This is a genomic window from Flavobacterium phragmitis (assembly GCF_900112575.1).
Classification (GTDB): domain Bacteria; phylum Bacteroidota; class Bacteroidia; order Flavobacteriales; family Flavobacteriaceae; genus Flavobacterium; species Flavobacterium phragmitis.
Window position 1 is genome coordinate 221,032 of the sequence record NZ_FOMH01000011.1, and the last position, 19,475, is coordinate 240,506.

Genomic DNA, 19,475 nt, shown 5'->3' on the forward strand with positions numbered 1-19,475 from the left:
ACAAATAATAATGTTATGAACTCAAAAAACTATCCAAAAATATTTTACTGATATTTTGTCATATTCTTAAAATATAAAACTTGTCTCAAATTATAACAATCTTCTCTCAACAAAGATTGTTTTAACTTGTAATAGATAAAATCTAAAACCAAAAACAGTAATTTTGTAAAATGGAAGCACCGTTAGCAGAGCGCATTCGTCCGCAAAAATTAGAAGATTATATTAGTCAGCAGCATTTGGTTGGTCCAACTGGATCTTTAACACAGCAAATTTCAAAAGGAATTATTCCTTCTTTGATTTTCTGGGGACCTCCTGGCACAGGAAAAACGACATTGGCCCAAATTATATCACAAGAATCAAAAAGACCTTTTTTTGTTTTGAGTGCCATAAATTCTGGAGTTAAAGATATTCGCGATGTTATTGACAAAGCAAAACAGAGTGGCGGACTATTTACTGCCAAAAATCCAATTCTTTTTATTGATGAGATTCACAGATTCAGTAAATCACAGCAAGATTCACTTTTAGCCGCGGTCGAAAAAGGCTGGATTACGTTGGTTGGAGCCACAACAGAAAACCCAAGTTTCGAAGTAATTCCCGCATTATTATCACGTTGTCAAGTCTACATACTAAATGCCTTTACAAAAGACGACTTAGAGGCTTTATTAGAGCGTGCAATGAAAACGGATACTTATCTGTTAACCAAAAACATTAACCTTAAAGAAACCGAAGCTTTATTGCGTCTTTCAGGTGGTGACGGCAGAAAACTTCTCAATATATTTGAACTTGTCATTAATGCCTCAGCCGGTGATGAAATTACAATTACCAATGATCGTGTTCTAGAATTAGTACAACAAAATACTGTCTTGTATGACAAAACTGGTGAACAGCATTACGATATTGTTTCTGCTTTTATAAAATCTATTCGAGGAAGCGATCCCAATGGAGCTGTTTATTGGCTCGCCAGAATGATTGAAGGCGGTGAAGATGTAAAATTTATTGCCAGAAGAATGCTGATTTTGTCAAGTGAAGATATTGGAAATGCTAATCCGACTGCTTTTATAATGGCTAATAATACTTTCCAGGCGGTTACTACAATAGGTTATCCAGAAAGCCGAATTATTCTAAGCCAATGTGCTATTTATCTTGCTACGTCTCCAAAAAGCAATGCTTCTTATATGGCTATTGGAAATGCACAGCAACTGGTAAAACAGACGGGAGATTTGCCTGTTCCGCTTCATTTACGTAACGCTCCAACCAAATTAATGAAAGAATTGGGATATGGTGACGAATACAAATATTCTCATGACTACGCAAACAATTTTGCCGAACAAGAATTTCTTCCTGATGCTATAAAAGAAACGGTTCTTTACAATCCTGGAAGCAATTCTAGAGAGAACAGCAACCGCGAATTTTTAAAGAACCGTTGGAAAGATAAATACGGCTATTAATCCGCATTCTTATGTTTTAGAATTTTACAGTAATTTTTTCTGAAACCAGTTTGTCGTTTTGATAAGACTCAAAATACCATTGACCATCATTTTTCAGGATTAAAGACCCTTGAACATTATCCTTTATTGCTATAAAAACATTTGGCTGTGAAGTTTTTAGAAGCTTCATTACCACTTTCGGTGTTTTATCTATTAATTGATACCCAGATTCTGTTGGCTGTGCATATAACAAGTTTGGATCTTTTAAGTCTGGTGATGGAGCAACTGCTACAACCTGAGTGGCAGTAACCGGCGCCGCTGCGGCCAAAGTTTCAGCCGTAACCTTTGTTGGAGCTTGCGCTTGTGTAGTAGTTCTAGCAACCACTACAGTATTTCCACTGTATTTATAATGCAATGCATAAACAGATTTAAATGCATTTTCAAGTGATTCTTTATACGCTAATTCATATTCTTTTTCTTTACTTCTTCCAACCTCAGAAGTATAAACAACTTGGCCATAACAATCTTTAAACTGTACAAAAAGTTTAGTTACTAAAAATGCGTTGTCTTTTACTACATCAATATATAAAACTTGACAACGGTCTGTGTACCCATCAGGTAGTTGCTCGTTCGTGTAGAAAGCTTCAAACCCAGCCTTATTCAAATTTTGTTTACTTAAAGTTGCTAAACGATATTGATTATCAGTCTTCATGAAATCATATTTCAAAGGTATAATCACGGCCTTGTAATCATTAAGAGAAACAGACTGCGCAAATCCAACAACTGAACATAAAATTGCAGTAAGTAAAAATTTAATTTTCATCATTATAAATATTTTTTTAGTTCTAATAAATGGTTTATTTGTTTATAATTGCCAGACACTTCCAGCTTTCTTTCATTAAAAAAAATTGCATCTAAGCCTGCATTTAACGCACCGCTTACATCGGCTTCAAAATCGTCTCCAATCATGACACTATTTTCTTTAGATGTATCAGCCAACTTTAATGCATAATCAAATATAATACTATTTGGCTTTTTAACTCCTGCTAGTTCAGAATTTGTTATAGTACTGAAATAACCTCCCAATGAAGCATTATTAATTTTCTTTTCCTGCACGCTTGCAAATCCGTTGGTAATAATATGAAGTTTATATTTTGGTTTGAGATATTCCAAAACTTCAATAGCTCCATCAAAAAGATAATTATTATCAGGCAAAAACTCTATATAATCATTCGAAATCTGATCAATATTTTCATCTGTCATCACATAATTCAAAGCATCAAAAGAAAGCTTTAATCTATTGTAACGCAATTCTTGATGCGTAATTTCGTCATTTTGATACAATCTCCAGCATTCTTGATTTATGGGAACATATTTTTCAATAAAATCTTCTATTTTAATTCCTTGAAAATTATTCTTAAAAATACGATCAAAGGCCATTTGAGAGTTTTTATCAAAGTCCCACAACGTATGATCTAAATCAAAAAAAATGTCAGTAATATTGGTATTCATAGATTAAAAAATTCCTTCATCTACAAAACTATAATATTTTGATTCAGTAATAATCAAATGGTCTAAAATTTTAACATCTAAAATTTCCCCTGCCTCTTTAATTTTCTTCGTGATTTGTTTATCTGCATTACTTGGCTTTAAATCTCCTGAGGGATGATTATGGCACAAAATCAAACCTGTAGCACCATTTTCCAACGCTAACTTAAAAATCAATCGCATATCTACAACGGTTCCAGCAATACCTCCTTTACTTAATTGTGATTTAGAAATCACCTTATTCGAATTATTAAGAAAAAGCACCCAAAATTCTTCATGCGGAAGTTCTCCAATTATGGGTTGCATTATTTCAAATACTGCTTTACTCGAAGTTATTCTTTTTAATATTAAAACATCTTCTACTCTCTGCCTTCGTCCCAACTCCAATGCGGCAACAATTGAAACTGCTTTGGCTTCACCTATTCCTTTAAACTTCATTAATTGCGAAATAGACATTTTACCTAAAGCATTGAGATTTTTTGCATTGGCTAAAATTCTTTGGCTTAATGCAACTGCCGATTCATTTCGGCTTCCAGAGCCAATTAAAATTGCCAATAATTCGGCATCACTCAAAGCATCTTTGCCTTTTTTCATTAATTTTTCGCGAGGTTTGTCATCATCTGACCAATCTCTTATTGCAAAATGTCCTTCATCCATAATCACACAATATAAAAAGCGAATATATACAAAAAGAAGAAAAACCTTTCAAATAAATACAATCGATTTTAATTTTAATTAACTCTAAAAATAAAAAGTACAAAAATGGAATTCCAATAAAAAAAGCCGATTGTTTCAACAATCGGCCCATTATCTAATTTTCAACTTGGTTAATTTTCTAATTAATCAACCCTTTTACATCATCAAAATTCAAACCTCCATAATTTCCTGAACTCATTAATAAAAGTGCTGTATTATCTAAATTTAAGTTGAATAAATATTCTTTAAATTCAGTTGGATTGGTGTAAATAATTAAATCTTTTCTGTTAAATGCAGTTGCAATCTGTTCATAAGTTACTTCTTCCAACTGTTTAATTTTTACTGCATCTGGAGAATAAAAAACAACCGCAACATCAGCATTATCTAAAGCTCCTTCGTATTCCTTCAAGAATGCTGCATTTAAACTGCTGTACGTATGCAATTCCAAACAAGCCACCAAAGTTCTATTTGGATATTGTTCTTTTACTGCTTTTGTGGTAGCTGCGACTTTACTTGGCGAATGCGCGAAATCCTTATACGCTACTTTTCCTTTTCCTTCTGCAATTTTTTCCAAACGTTTTGAAGCTCCTTTAAAACTTGCGATTGCTTCGTAAAAATCAGCTTCGTCAACTCCCATATTTTGGCAGATCCATTTTGCTCCAGCTAAATTATTTAAGTTATGCGCACCAAAAACTTCAATTGGCATATCGCCTTCTGGAGTTTTCAATAAAGTTACACCATCACTTACAGAATATTCTGGAGTTGAATACGCAATTTTTCTAATTGGATTTGTTGCTGCTTCAGAAACACGTTTTACTTCTGGATCATTTTCATTATAAACTAAAATACCTCCGTTAGTAATTTTTGCAATGAAAATCTCAAACTGCTCTACATAATTCTCGTACGTTGGAAAAACATTAATATGATCCCAGGCAATACCAGAAATTAAAGCAATATTTGGCTGGTACAAATGAAATTTAGGACGGCGGTCAATTGGCGAAGACAAATATTCGTCACCTTCCAAAACCATAAAATCATTTTCTTCAGTTAAGTGAACCATCGTATCGAAACCTTCCAATTGTGCGCCAACCATGTAATCAACTGCAATATTATGGTAATGCATCACGTGCAAAATCATCGAAGTAATAGTCGTTTTTCCATGAGAACCACCAATTACAACACGAGTTTTATTTTTAGATTGCTCATATAAAAATTCAGGATAGGAATAAATTTTTAATCCCAATTCCTGCGCTTTCAATAATTCTGGATTATCTGCTTTTGCGTGCATTCCAAGAATGATTGCATCAATATCTGCAGTAATTTTTTCTGGAAACCAACCCATTTCTGCTGGTAAAATTCCCTTTTTCTCTAATCTTGATTTTGATGGTTCAAAAATAGCATCGTCGCTTCCTGTAACCTGATATCCTTTGTTATGTAGTGCTAATGCTAGGTTGTGCATTGCGCTTCCGCCAATGGCAATGAAATGTGTTTTCATTTAGAATCTTTATTTTATGCTTCGAATTTTCGTTTTAAATCCTGCGCTTTTTTTGTGTCTTTTAGTTTGTTCAAATATAAATTATATAATTTTTGAAATGTGACTTTTGAATTGCCAATTTCATGCGCTTTCTTATAATTTTTTTCAGCAAGATCATATCTTTTAAAATATTCTTCAATTCTTCCTCTTGACAAATATCCATCAATTGGAGAAAACTGCGCTAATTCATTAGAATATGCTATTGCTTTTGATTCGCTTCCGCCTAAAATTCCAGGCAATTGTAAATAAATTTCAATCAATGCCCAACGCGCCTGAACATGTTTTGGATTAAGCTCGATCGCTTTTTCAAAAGCTTCCTTCATATCACCCACCATCGAAAAAGCTTTAATTTTATTCACTTCAACAGCATGCATTGCCAGACAGCCTCCGTATTTAAAAAAATAATCGGCAACTGTGGGTTTCAATTCTTTTAGTTTTTTAAAATATTCAGCCCCTTTTACCCAAGATTTTTGATGTGCTTCTATTTCGCCAAGATATTCAAGTACCTTACTATCTGTTGGACTGGTTTTAAGAATTCCTTCAAATAAGGGTCGTGCTTCATCGTACTTCTTAGCCCGAAATAACTTCTCTCCTTTTTCAAAATTAGATTGTGCCCAAGAGCACATTGGAACAATTAAAAAGAAAATCAGCAACTTTTTCATATTTCAAAAATAAGGAAATATAAAATGCTATTTGCTTTTGAACATAAATTAGTAATTTGTACGAAATTTATTTTTAAATAATCTTTCTATGTTTCCAACCTTTTTTGAATTTTAAACATCTTAAGATTAAAACTCTTCTTATGAAAAATATACTTTTTGTATTCTTATTGATTTCGACAGTACTTTTTAGTCAGCAAAATGATAAAAAATGGGACAATGTAATTGCTCTTGAAAACCAAGGCAAAGTAAAAGCTGCCAATGAAATTGTTTCCAAAATTTACAAAAAAGCTGTAAATCAAAAAGACGAAGTACAAATGATAAAATGCTTTTTCTACCAATCTAAATATTTACAGGTTGTTGATGAAAATGCACAGACGAAAATTTTAAATAATTTGCAAACAGATATTAATCGCGCTTCTATTCCATCAAAAGCGATTTTGAATGTGGTGTACGCGAAATGTTTAACTGATTATTACAGCAATAACAGATATCAAATTAACATAAGAACGAATACTACGGTTTTAGACTCCGATTTTTTAACATGGACTGACAGTAATTTCATTTCTCAAATTAATCTCGTCTTAAAAAATTCATTAGAAAATGAGGCTATTTTAAAAAACACTTCTCTAATAAAATACGAAGTAGTCTTTGATTATCCTACACTAGAAAAATTCAAAACATTAAATGTATTCAATTACATACTATCAGAAAACATTTCTATTATAACAAAGAAATTACGAACTTGGGAAATTAAGAAAAGTGAGTTTTTTGATTTTAAAAAAGAGCTTTTAGGAAATTCAAATGATTTTATAAAACTAAATTTCGATTCTGTTTCTAATGAAAATCTCAAAATAATTTTGAAACTTTATCAAAAACAAGAAATCAATAATCCTTCAGTAGAAAACATCTGGCAAAGAATTCAATTCAGTAAAAATTATATTGTTGATGCTGATGAAGATTACATTAAAGCCTTGACAGCGTTTCAAAAACAAACCAATGATGTAAATCTTATTCACAACATTCAACTCGAAAAAGCATATTATTTAGCTCAACATGCATCAAAACATACTTATCCAGATTACAATGTAAAAGCAGTTGCGACTCTCGACAGTATTCTAAAAACAGAAAACAAATCGAATGCTTATAAATTGGCGCTTCAAAAAAAAGAAGCTATTTTGCATAAATTTTTAAATGTAAAGCTTCAAAAGTACATTTATAATAATGAAAACACGAGAGGTTATATTAGATATCAAAATATTGAGAATCTTAAAATTTCATTCTTTAAAATCAGTCAGGCACAAATTAAGCAGACTAAAACGTATAAGAGAGACAGCATAATTGAGAATCTTGTCACAAAAACAAAACCTACAGCCTCACAAATCTATCCGCTTGTTGATAAAAAAGATTATTATGAATATTCTACTGAAGTTTTGCTTCCTAAATTAGAAATAGGTTCTTACTTGGTCTATTTTGAAAGTGAATCTGATACGAAAGGCAAAAAAGCGACTGCTTTTGAAACCATAACGGTTTCTCAATTTATAGTTTTGGCATCACAAAATGAAAAACAGGAAAATTATCAGGTTTTAGATCGAAAAACAGGAAAACCTTTAGAAAATATAACCGTAAAAACTCCTTCTTTCTCTGTTATAACAAATAAAAACGGAAATGCTATTTTAAATAAAGTGAAAGATGGCTACAATGAACTTATCTCTTTCTACACTTCAAATGATACGCTTTCTGTAAACAAAAATTACCTTTATTATAATACTGAATATGATGATCTGAATAATAAAGATCAAAAATTTAGCGCAACAGTAGAATTCTATCTAGACCGCGCAATTTATCGTCCTGGACAAACGGTTTATTACAAAGGAATTGCTGTACAGAGATTAAAAAACAAAGTTTCTGTAGTTCCTTACACTTCGTTTAAAGTTACTGTTGAAGATGCAAATCAAAATCATTTTAAAGAATTTGACGTAACTTCAAATGAATTTGGATCTTTTTCTGGAGAATTTATTTTACCAAAAACCGGACTTACCGGAACTTTTACGATTAAAGCAGAAGAGCCAGATGATTATGAAAAAGACAACGCTTACGATAAAACAAAAAACGAACATCCATTTTGGGACAATGTCAACTTGTCTTATTCAGAGTTAGGCTTTAGAGTTGAAGAATACAAACGTCCGAAATTTGAAGTTAATTTTGAACCTAAAAAAGGAAGTTTCGAACTTAATAAACTAGCAAAAGTAAACGGAACTGCAAAAGCTTTTGCAGGAAGCAACATTTCTGATGCGAAAGTGACTTATACTGTTACAAGAAGTACAAATTATTTTAGAGATTACTATTCGCAAGAACCGAATGAAGTATTAAAAACAGGAGAAACTAAAACGGATGCATCAGGAAAATTTACGATTGATTTTACAGCACTTCCTTCGGAAAATGCGATAAAAGAAAAACTTCCTGTTTTTTCTTATTTGATAAAAGCTTCTGTAACCGATATTAATGGAGAAACGCACGATGCTCAAACTACTATAAAAGTGGGCTATCATGATTTAGAGCTTAACACCATTGTCAAGACCTTAATTTCGACCAAAAATAAAAATGACATCAAACTTACGAGCACCAATTTAAATGGCGAGTCAAAAACGGTTAAAGGAGATGTGAAGATTTATTTTCTTAATCCGATCTCCACAAAATTCAAAACCAGAGTTTTTCCTAATCCTGATATCGAAGCGATTTCAGATGCAGAATTTGAAAAATTATTTCCTTATGAATCCAATATAAAATTAAAAGACAAAACACCAGAAATCTTAGTGTTTACTAAAAAGATTGATACGGAAACCGACAAAACTCTTCCTTTAGATTTTATTATTAATTATAAATCTGGAAACTATAAAGTTGTCTTTTCGGCTCAAGATAGTTTTGGAAATTTAATTGAAAACAGTTCCACTTTTAAAATTAAACAAAGCAAAGATAAATTTGATGCAAGCAGATTGTTTACTGCAGAACAAATAAATTCTGATGCAAAAAAAGATGGTTTTGCTTTAATAAAATTAACTTCTGTTATACCCGATTTATATATCATAGGAACGGCTAATTTTGAAGGCAATATTTTTTCAGAAGAAACATATCATCTTGAAAATCATGAAACCGTAATTAGAATTCCACTTAAAAAAGAATTCAAAGATATTGTCACAATTAATTTTGAAAATGTTTTTGAAAATGAAAAATTTGATAATAGTATCTCTGTAGCCTTGAAATCAGAAAAACCAGAATTAAAATTTGATGTAGATACTTTCAGAAGCAAATTACAACCTGGAAGCTCCGAAAATTGGTCTTTTAAACTTACAGGAACAGCAACAAAAAAAGAAGCTGAAGTTTTGGCTTCTATGTACGACGCTTCTTTGGATCAATTTGCTACAAAAAATTGGGAAAGATGGAACAGTTATTACAATAGTGGCAGTATTGTTCATGGCACAACAAAATCAGTTTTAGGAAATGAAAAAACGAATACTATAATCTCTTATCCAAATAGTACCTCTAAGTCCATAGAACTTAAAAATGAAAGCACGAAATTAATCTGGTTTGGATTTGACTTTAACAGCTCCAATTACAATGCACTTTACCTTCAAAGAGAATATCAAAGACAATTAAGCAAAAAGGTAAAAAAACCAGCAAATGCCAAAATGATATCGGGAATCGTAACCGATAACAACAAATTAGAACTTCCTGGCGTATCTGTAACCGTAAAAGGAACACAAAGAAGCACTACAACCGACTATGATGGATATTATGAAATAGAAGCTAACGAAAATGAGGAACTTGTATTTTCTTACATTGGCTTTAAAAGTGAAACGGTTGTTATTTCCCAAAACAAAATCCAAAATATTATTTTAAAAGATGAATCTTCTAATTTAGAAGAAGTTGTTGTAGTGGGTTATGGTGTTCAGAAAAAGAAATCTTTAACAGGAGCAGTTACCCAAATGGTTGTTCAAGAAGATAATACCGTTTACAATACAGCTGGAATTTCAGATTCATTATCGGGAAAAGTTGCTGGTGTGAGTGTAAGCGATTATAAAGTTATGATTAGAGGAAACGGTTCAATCTCGAGTGCAAATTCTCCAATTTACGTCGTAGACGGAATAATAGTAGCCAATATAGACAGTATAGACCCTAAAGATATTTTAGCAATCGATGTTTTAAAAGACCAAAAAGCAACTGCCCTTTATGGAAGCAGAGCTGCAAATGGCGCTATTATCATTACAACAAAAAAAGCATTAGAAGGGTTAACCCAAGTCAAAGCCAGAAAAAATCTTTCTGAAACTGCTTTCTTCTTCCCTAATTTAAGAACTGATTCTAAAGGAAAAGTAAGTTTCAATTTTACTTCTCCCGAAGCACTTACGGCTTGGAAACTTCGTTTATTAGCTCATAACAAAGATGCCGTTGTAGGATATCTGGAAAAGAATGTTGTTACACAAAAAGAATTGATGGTTTTACCGAATTTTCCTCGCTTTTTGAGAGAAAAAGATACAATCGTAATTAGCACTAAAATTTCGAATGTGACCAATGAAACAAAAACCGGAATCGCAAGTTTGCAGTTTTTCGACGCTTCAACAATGCAACCAATCGATGCCAAAATGTTAAACGCAAAAAACATAAAAAACTTTACAATTCCAGCTTACGGAAATACAACGGCAAACTGGACAATTACAATTCCCGAAGGTCTACAAGGCATTCAATACAAAATCGTAGCTAAAGCAGGTAATTTCTCTGATGGAGAAGAAAATATTATTCCTGTTCTGACCAATAATATGCTGGTAACTGAAAGTATTCCGATTTGGGTTCGCGAGAATTCAACTAAAGAATATACGTTTGAGAATCTAAAAAACAATAATTCTACAACATTAAAAAATCATCAGTTTACACTAGAATATACTTCTAACCCAACTTGGCTTGCCATTCAGTCAATTCCTTATTTAATGGAATATGAACATGAATGTGCCGAACAGACTTTCGCACGTTTTTATGCCAATTCGCTAGCTACGGAGATCATTGCAAGCAATCCAAAAATCGCCAGCATCTTTGAAGAATGGAGAAAAAATGAAAAATTAAATTCAAAATTGGACGATAATGAAGAATTAAAATCACTCATTTTGGCCGAAACGCCTTGGCTGAATGATGCGCAAAACGAAAATGAAAAGAAAAGAAATCTTGCATTGTTATTCGATTTAGAAAAAATGAAAACTTCTCAAGATGCAGCTTTTCAAAAATTAAAACAAAAACAACTGCCTTCGGGTGCTTTTTCTTGGTTTGGAGGAAACTACGAAAATGAATACATCACGAGACATATTCTGGCCGGCCTCGGACATTTGGAAAAACTTCAAAAAAACAACACTACTTCTCAATTAGAGCAGATTACAGCTACTGCAATTCCGTTTATAGATTCTAAATTTTTAGAATACTATAAAGCCACAACCAAAAATCTAAAAAAGAGCGATAAATTAATTTGGCTCAATCCATATTCTGATCTGCATTATCTTTATACCAGAAGTTTTTATTTAGAGAAATATCCTTTACCTGATACTTTGAAAAAAGCCTCAAAACTATATATAGAAACAGCTAAAAAAAGCTGGTTAAACTATTCTCTTTACGAGAAAGGACTAGCTGCCTTGACACTAAATCGTTTTGGAGAAAAAGCAACAGCCAAAACAATTCTGGAAAGTCTAAAAGAAACTGCATCAAACAACGAAGACTGGGGAATGTACTGGATTGCCAACAAATCAGGATGGTATTGGTATCAGGCTCCGATAGAAACTCAGGCTTTATTGATTGAGGCTTTCGCCGAAATAAATAACGACACCAAATCGGTTGATGCGATGAAAGTCTGGTTATTGAAAAACAAACAAACCAAGAACTGGCCCACAACAAAATCTACAACCGAAGCCATTTATGCTTTATTAATGCAGGGAACCGATTGGCTTTCGGTAAAAGACAATACGGTTATCAAATTAGGAGATGAAAAAATCATGACGAAAAAATTATCCGAAAATGAAAAAGAAGCAGAAACAGGTTACATCAAACTAAACTGGAAAGCAGATGAAGTGAAAAAAGAAATGGCTTCCATAAAAATCGAAAACAAATCTAAAGTTCCAGGTTTTGGAGGTGTTTATTGGCAATACTTTGAAGATTTGGACAAAATTAAAAACAATTCCAGTGCAATTTTATCTGTTTCGAAAGAATTATATCTAAAGAAAAGTACTCTCAAAGGAAATCAATTAGAAAAAATTACAACAAAAAATCCATTAAAAATTGGAGATTTGGTTACGGTTCGACTTATCATTACCTCAAAAGAAGATACCGAGTATGTTCATTTAAAAGATATGCGTGCCTCATGTTTTGAACCTGTCAATGTTCTTTCTGAATATCAATACAAAAATGGATTAGGTTATTACATGAGTACAAAAGATGCGGCCACACATTTGTTCTTTGACCAAATCAAAAAAGGAACTTATGTTTTAGAATATGATATTCGAGTAAATAACATTGGCGAATTCTCCAACGGAATTACCACAATCCAAAGTATGTATGCACCAGAATTCGCAAGCCATACAAAAGGAATTCGAGTGAAAGTTCAATAAAAATTCCAAATTTTGAAATTGCTTCGCCAGTTCGCTAGCGCTCGTGTCCAAATTCCAAAAAAAGTATCTAGTATATCTTTGTGTCAGTCTGAGCGAAGTCGAAGACCCTTTCCAGTTGGCAAGCCTTCGACTTCGCTCAGGGTGACAGTAGATTTCAAAATTAACTTTTTGTCATAAAACCAAAGCAACAAAAAAACTGTTAGGTTTGCTTTTGCGTATCGATTGTCAGTCTGAGCGAAGTCGAAGACCCGTTCCAGTTTGCAAGCCTTCGACTTCGCTCAGGATGACAGTTGATTTCAAAATTAACTTTTTATCATAAAACTGAAACAACAAAAAAACCTAACAGCTTTAATTCTGTTAGGTTTTGAATTTTTATTTTACATCGAACCATATAATCCCAATAATTTCATTTTTTTGAGAAATTGGAATTTGGGATTTATAAATTGGAATTTAAAATCAGATTATTTAGCAATCGTCAATTCGTCGATAATGTTTTTTGCTCCTGCGTATTTGTCGATAATCCAAAGTACGTAACGAATATCTACGTTGATTGTTCTTTGTAAATTAGAATCAAAAATTACGTCACCAGCCATCGCTTCAATGTTTCCGTCAAAAGCAATACCAATTAATTCGCCTTTTCCGTTCAAAACCGGTGATCCTGAATTTCCTCCAGTAATATCGTTGTCTGTCAAGAAGTTTACTGGCATGTAACCTGCTTTATCAGCATATTGTCCAAAATCTTTTTTCTTGTTCAATTCTAACAAACGAGCTGGCAAGTCAAATTCCTGATCTCCTGCTTTGTATTTTTTAACCATACTTTCCATTGTAGTATAGTTATTGATTTTTGCATCATTACGAGGATCTGCAGGTAAAGCACGAACTTTTCCGTAAGTCAATCTCAAAGTAGAGTTTGCATCTGGATATTTAATCGCGTTTAATTTAGATTCTCTAAGACCTTCAACCAATTTACGGAAAGCTGTTGCGAAACCATCATCAGCTTTTGCCTGATCGTCTGTTTTAGAACGGTATTTTGTCAACAAATCATTAGAAATAATATACAACGGATCGTGTGTAAGGGCTACTGGCTTTGGATCTGCTAAAAACCCCAATATTTTTTCTTTAGATGTAAAATAACTTTGTTCCGTTGCTTTTGCTACATCGGCAGTAAAATCGCCATTGTTAGCCGTTTTCATTTTTGCAATTTCTGGAGCAAGTCCGTATTCAGCAGCTTTAGAAGCATATAAATTCAACTGTGCAGTTAAAATATCTTTTTCTAACGGAGCATAAAATTCTCCGTAAACGCTTTCAATCAATGCATTGATTTTAGGAAGCATTTCTGCTTTCTTCGCATCATTTTCTTTGTAGTAAGCAATTAATACATTTCCTAAATTAGCTGGTGCAGTTGCATAAGCAGAAGTACGTAAAAGCTGTGTCAAATAATTATCGTGACGGGCTTTTAAGTTTGTTTCTCTGTAATAATCGTTGATAGTCGGAATTACATTCTCGTACTTTTCTTTATTAGCAGGTTTGCTTGCCCACTCGTAAAATTTATCTTCTTGTTCTGCTTTAGTATCAACCGTTCCAGCTTTTGTTAAAGCATCGATCATACCTTGACGGTTTTTCCAGTAGTTTGCAGTCGAAGCATATTTAGAAGCGTACTGTAAACGAACAGTTGCATCTTTATCCATATACTTTTTCATTACGTCCATTCCGGTTTTTGCACCTTCAACCCAAGCAGGATATGCATACTTAATGTTTTGCTCAATTCCTCCGGCTGGCATCCAACGGTTTGTTCTTCCTGGATAACCTAAGATCATGGCAAAATCATTTTCTTTAACGCCTTTAATACTTACTGGCAAATAATGTTTTGGTTTTAAAGGCACATTGTCTTTTGAGTAAGCTGCAGGATTTCCGTCTTTATCTGCATACACTCTAAACATAGAGAAATCTCCAGTTTGACGAGGCCATTCCCAGTTGTCTGTATCTCCACCAAATTTACCAACGCTTTCTGGTGGTGTTCCCACTAAACGAACGTCTGTGTAATCCTGATAAACAAAATAGTAGTATTCATTTCCTTGAAAGAATGGACGAACAGAAACCGTATATTTTCCGTTTTCGCTGTTTTCTTTTTCGATCAAAGAGATTTCCTGCTGAATCACTTTGTTTCTTTCCGTTTCCGTCATTTGATCGTTTACTTTAGACAAGATTCTTTTAGAAACATCATCCATACGGACAAAGAAACGAACAAACAAAGATTTTGGTTTCATTTCCTGACTACGGTCTTTAGCCCAGAAACCATCTTTTAAATAGTTTCGTTCTGCAGACGAAAGTTCAGCAATTGCGCTATATCCACAGTGGTGGTTTGTCAATACCAAACCAGTATTTGAAACGATTTCTGCAGTACATCCTCCATTGAATTGTACAATCGCATCTTTCAAACTGTGATTGTTGATACTGTAAATTTCTTCGGCTGTCAATTGCAAGCCCATTTTTTCCATATCTCTATGGTTCAATCTTTCGATAAACATCAAAAACCACATTCCTTCATCGGCTCTCATAGGGAAAGTCATAAGGCACATGGTCAAGAATAAAATTACTTTTTTCATGTTATTTTGTTTAAGTGATGCGAATATAGCTCATATTTATAATTATTCCGCGAAAAACAAATCCAAAATTGCACATGTTTTCGCTTTTTTAGTCTTTTATTAAGAATTTAACACAAAAGCAGAACACTGATTAAACAGATTCGCTATCGCGAAGACGCGGATTTAAACTGATTTTTTTTTAAATTCGTGTTTATCCGCGACTTTACGAAGTAAATCCGTTGCATCCGCGTTCTTAATGTCATTATTTATCACAAGCAAAAAAGGATATTCAATTTCCAGAATATCCTTTTTTAAAATTGTATAAAAATATAATTTACTCGTTAAGCATTTTCCAAAGCCTGTCCTTCAAATCTGTCAAACCTTGCTGTGCAACAGACGAAATAAACATATAAGGAACATCTTTGAAAGTAACATCTAGTTCAGCTTTCAATTCTGCTTTTAGTTCATCATCCAGCATATCGCATTTTGAAATCACGACAAGACGTTCTTTGTCCAGCATTTCAGGATTGTATTTCGTTAATTCGTTAACCAAAATATCATATTCTGCTCTAATATCCGGTGCATCAACCGGAACTAAGAATAGCAACGTTGAATTACGCTCAATATGACGTAAAAAATAATGCCCAAGACCTTTACCTTCAGCAGCCCCTTCAATAATTCCAGGAATATCGGCAATTACAAAGGATTGAAAATCTCTGTACGCTACGATTCCTAGATTTGGTTTTAAAGTGGTAAAAGGATAATCGGCAATTTTTGGTTTAGCCGAAGTTAAAACAGATAATAAAGTAGATTTTCCAGCATTTGGAAAACCAACTAAACCAACATCTGCCAAGACTTTCAATTCTAAAATCACATCCATTTCCACACCAAGCAATCCTGGCTGTGCATAACGAGGCGTTTGATTTGTTGAACTTCTAAAATGCCAGTTTCCTAAACCTCCCTTTCCTCCTTTTGCAAGAATCTTTTTTTCTCCGTCTTCGGTAATTTCAAAAAGTGTTTCTCCGGTTTCTTTGTCTTTTACAACAGTTCCCAGTGGCACTTCAATGATTTTGTCTTCTCCGTCTGCACCTGTGCTTCTATCAGAACCTCCATCCCCACCGTGACCCGCTTTAATGTGACGTGCAAACTTTAAATGAAATAATGTCCAGAGTCCTTTATTCCCAACTAAATACACATGTCCGCCTCGACCTCCATCTCCACCGTCTGGACCACCTTTTTCAATAAATTTCTCTCTATGTAAATGCGTAGATCCTTTTCCTCCTTTTCCGGATGAAACATATATCTTAACGTAATCTACAAAATTTCCTTCTGTCATTTTTCTAAGTGTTCAGTCGCAGTCGCAGTTTTCAGTACTAAATACGACTGAAAACTGTAACTGAAAACTATAATTTATTTTTGATTTAATCTCAATCTAAGTCCCAGCGCAAACCGCGACCGTAAATTGTGACTGTAACTTTTTTATTTAATATTGAGCCTCAATCTAAATTTTCAGCATAAAACTGAGACTGAAAACTGAGACTGAAAACTCTTTTTACTCTTTTAGCGCTCTTACAAGCACTTTGTCAATCTTAACTCCATCCATGTCGATAACTTCAAGAACGAATTTTTGCCAAACTAACTTTTCACCTTCTTTTGGAATATGAGAAAGCTCGGTCATAATCATACCGCTTACGGTGTTTACTTCATAATCATTGGTTAATTCGTCTAACTCGAAATACGTTAAGAAATCGTGCAACGAATAATGTCCGTCAACCAGCCATGAACCGTCTTCTCTTTCTATAAGCTGGAATTCGTCTTTATAAAATTCCGATGCGTCTCCAACTAAAGCTTCTAAAATGTCATTCAACGTAATCATACCTTGAAAAACGCCGTATTCGTCTGAAACTAAAGCGTAATGAATTCCTGTTTTTTTGAAGTTTTCCAAAGCTTTATAAGCTGTGGTATGCTCCATTAAATAAGGTGCTTCAGTTATAATTGAGGCAAAATCGAAATTATCGTTTTCAATATTTGCAAATATATTTTTTAGGGTTGCAACTCCAACAATATCATCATAATTGTCGTTGTAAACTGGATAAACCGCATGCAAATCCTGAACAACCAATTCCTTAATTTTTGCCTTGTCCGCTTTTAAAGGCAACATGTCAACCGATTTACGGTGTGTCATTAACGAACTTACTTTTCGATCTCCAATATGGAAAACACGTTCCACAATATCTTGTTCAATTTCCTGAACTTCTCCAACTTCGGTTCCTTCTTTAATGATGGCTTTAATTTCTTCTTCGGTTACTTTTCCGTCGGCGGTTGGTTTAATCTGAAAAACATTCAGCAGGAAATCTGTTGAAGAAGTTAACAGCCAAATAAAAGGCGCCGTGATAATCGAAATAATTTTCATTGGCATTGCTACCATTTTAGCAATTGCTTCCGGATAATTTAATCCGATTCGTTTTGGAAGTAATTCTCCTAAAACCAATGAGAAGAAAGTTAAAACTACCACCACAATTCCAACTGCGATTGAATGTGCATAAGGTTTTAAAGCTGCAAAACCTGCCACAAATAATTCAACATCAGCAGTGATTTTGTCTCCGGAATAAATACCCGTCAAAATTCCGATTAAGGTAATTCCGATTTGTACTGTTGATAAAAATTTGTTTGGCGAATTGGCTAAATCGAGTGCCGTTCTAGCACTTTTGTTGCCTTTTTTCGCTGCTGTTTCCAACCTGTTTTTACGGGCTGAAATTAAAGCGATCTCAGACATGGAGAAAACTCCGTTTAGTAGAATTAGAAAAAATATTATTAGTATTTCCAATTGATAGGGGATTCGTTATAAAATAGTCTCGTTAATGTAATTCGTAATCGTAATCTAAATAGCCCAGATGGAAGTGAATAGCCCGGAGCTAAAAAAACTAATTTTTCCTGCCAGAAAACAGCGACCGGAGGAAGCTCGTTTTATGATTTGGAAAAATAGTTTTTTTAGCGAGGACTAGTAACGTACAGCTGGAAAAAGCTTCTACAAATTATCTATAACTGACGTTAAGCGCTCTGTAATATCTTTAATTTCTCCGATACCGTTTACAGCGTAAAATTTATTCTGTGCTTTGTAGTAATCGATTAACGGAGCTGTTTTTTCATTGTATTCCTGATATCTCACACGAATTTTTTCTTCGTCCTGATCATCTGCTCTTCCGCTTGTTTTTCCTCTTTCTAATAGACGTGCTACTAAAATTTCGTCATCAGCTTCTAAAGCGATTGTTGCTGTTACGCTAGAACCAATTGTTGGCAAAAATTTGTCTAAAGCTTCTGCCTGATTGATTGTTCTTGGGTAACCGTCGAACAAAAATCCTGCTGTATCAGGATGTTTTTTTACCTCATCAATTAACATTGCAGTTGTTACTTCGCAAGGAACTAATTCTCCATTGTCCATAAAAACTCTTGCTTTTTTTCCTAGTTCAGTATCATTTTTTAAATTGAAACGAAAAATATCTCCTGTTGAAAGGTGTGTTAAATTGTATTTTTCTTTTAAAAATTCTGCCTGAGTTCCTTTTCCTGCACCAGGCTTTCCAAATAAAACAATGTTAATCATAATTGAAATGAGTGTTGTTACTTCTGTCTTTCAGAAGTTTTAAAATGAATATATAGTTGTGTTTTGTTATTCTGCTAATTTGTAAACTTCGGTTAAGTTTCTTCCTAATCCATCATAGTCCAAACCATAACCCACAATAAATTTGTTCGGAATACGAATTCCGATATAATCTATTTTTATGTCTTTTTTATATGCTTCGGGTTTAAAAAACAATGTTGCAATTTTAAAATGCTTTACATTTTGTGCTTTAAACAAATGTTTCAATTCTTCGATTGTATTTCCGGTATCGATAATATCTTCGATGATAATTACCGTTCTTCCAGACAAGTCCTGATTAATTCCGATTAATTCTTTAACTGAATTTGTTGTTTCAGTTCCTTCATACGATGCCATTTTGATAAAGGAGACTTCGCACGGTTTTTTATATTTTTTCAAAAAATCTGATACGACCATAAAGGCACCATTCAAAACTCCAATAAAAATTGGCGTATCATCTCCAAAATCGTCTTCTACCTGAGCCACTATTTTAGTTAAAGCAAAATCAATTTCTTTAGCCGAAATAAACGGAACAAATTGTTTATCGTGAAGTTGTATCATTATTTTTCTTTTTAAAATAATGGACAAAGATACAGAATTAGAACTTAACAGCTTATATCAAAATGGACTGTATCTGGATTATTTTTTTTAGAATGTTAAATATCAGTTAATATTTACAAACCAGTCTTTTAGGCTATTTTAAATTTCAGTAAATTGTTATGATATAATTATTTAACTCCAAAAAACC

12 protein-coding genes are annotated in these 19,475 nt (G+C 33.3%); 2 read left to right on the plus strand and 10 right to left on the minus strand.

Annotated elements, in window-relative coordinates; translation table 11 throughout:
• The first annotated feature begins 170 nt into the window (after window positions 1-170).
• On the plus strand, window positions 171-1,448 hold the full coding sequence (locus BM289_RS19620) for a replication-associated recombination protein A (protein ID WP_091496673.1): 1,278 nt from the start codon (window positions 171-173) through the stop codon (window positions 1,446-1,448).
• Window positions 1,449-1,464: 16 nt separating this feature from the next.
• Here the strand turns inward: BM289_RS19620 and BM289_RS19625 are convergent, their stop codons facing one another.
• The 5 genes from BM289_RS19625 to BM289_RS19645 form a co-directional block, all read right to left on the minus strand.
• Window positions 1,465-2,250 carry a hypothetical protein gene (locus tag BM289_RS19625; protein WP_167365470.1) on the minus strand — a complete coding sequence of 262 codons (786 nt, stop codon included), beginning with the start codon at window positions 2,248-2,250 and terminating at the stop codon, window positions 1,465-1,467.
• A gap of 2 nt (window positions 2,251-2,252) precedes the next feature.
• Entirely contained in the window at window positions 2,253-2,939 is a 687-nt protein-coding gene (locus BM289_RS19630) for a YjjG family noncanonical pyrimidine nucleotidase (RefSeq protein WP_091496677.1), read from the minus strand.
• Between the two features lie 3 nt (window positions 2,940-2,942).
• The gene (radC, locus tag BM289_RS19635; RefSeq protein ID WP_091496679.1) at window positions 2,943-3,632 is read right to left on the minus strand and encodes a RadC family protein; all 690 of its coding nucleotides are present in this window, start codon (window positions 3,630-3,632) and stop codon (window positions 2,943-2,945) included.
• Between the two features lie 178 nt (window positions 3,633-3,810).
• Window positions 3,811-5,166 carry a UDP-N-acetylmuramate--L-alanine ligase gene (locus BM289_RS19640; RefSeq protein WP_091496681.1) on the minus strand — a complete coding sequence of 452 codons (1,356 nt, stop codon included), beginning with the start codon at window positions 5,164-5,166 and terminating at the stop codon, window positions 3,811-3,813.
• A 14-nt stretch (window positions 5,167-5,180) separates the two neighbouring features.
• On the minus strand, window positions 5,181-5,867 hold the full coding sequence (locus BM289_RS19645; protein ID WP_091496683.1) for a tetratricopeptide repeat protein: 687 nt from the start codon (window positions 5,865-5,867) through the stop codon (window positions 5,181-5,183).
• 140 nt (window positions 5,868-6,007) lie between these two features.
• Here BM289_RS19645 and BM289_RS19650 point away from each other — a divergent pair, with 140 nt between their 5' ends.
• On the plus strand, window positions 6,008-12,505 hold the full coding sequence (locus BM289_RS19650; RefSeq protein WP_091496685.1) for an alpha-2-macroglobulin family protein: 6,498 nt from the start codon (window positions 6,008-6,010) through the stop codon (window positions 12,503-12,505).
• Between the two features lie 461 nt (window positions 12,506-12,966).
• Here the strand turns inward: BM289_RS19650 and BM289_RS19655 are convergent, their stop codons facing one another.
• The 5 genes from BM289_RS19655 to hpt form a co-directional block, all read right to left on the minus strand.
• Window positions 12,967-15,111 carry a S46 family peptidase gene (locus BM289_RS19655; RefSeq protein ID WP_091496687.1) on the minus strand — a complete coding sequence of 715 codons (2,145 nt, stop codon included), beginning with the start codon at window positions 15,109-15,111 and terminating at the stop codon, window positions 12,967-12,969.
• Window positions 15,112-15,424: 313 nt separating this feature from the next.
• On the minus strand, window positions 15,425-16,426 hold the full coding sequence (obgE, locus tag BM289_RS19660) for a GTPase ObgE (RefSeq protein WP_091496689.1): 1,002 nt from the start codon (window positions 16,424-16,426) through the stop codon (window positions 15,425-15,427).
• A 216-nt stretch (window positions 16,427-16,642) separates the two neighbouring features.
• Complete coding sequence (locus tag BM289_RS19665; protein ID WP_091496691.1) at window positions 16,643-17,917, minus strand: hemolysin family protein; 1,275 nt, start codon at window positions 17,915-17,917, stop codon at window positions 16,643-16,645.
• Window positions 17,918-18,118: 201 nt separating this feature from the next.
• Complete coding sequence (locus tag BM289_RS25670) at window positions 18,119-18,691, minus strand: adenylate kinase (RefSeq protein WP_244165419.1); 573 nt, start codon at window positions 18,689-18,691, stop codon at window positions 18,119-18,121.
• A gap of 66 nt (window positions 18,692-18,757) precedes the next feature.
• A complete protein-coding gene (hpt, locus tag BM289_RS25675) occupies window positions 18,758-19,288 on the minus strand; it encodes a hypoxanthine phosphoribosyltransferase (RefSeq protein ID WP_244165420.1) in 531 nt (176 codons plus the stop codon).
• Window positions 19,289-19,475: the final 187 nt, after the last annotated feature.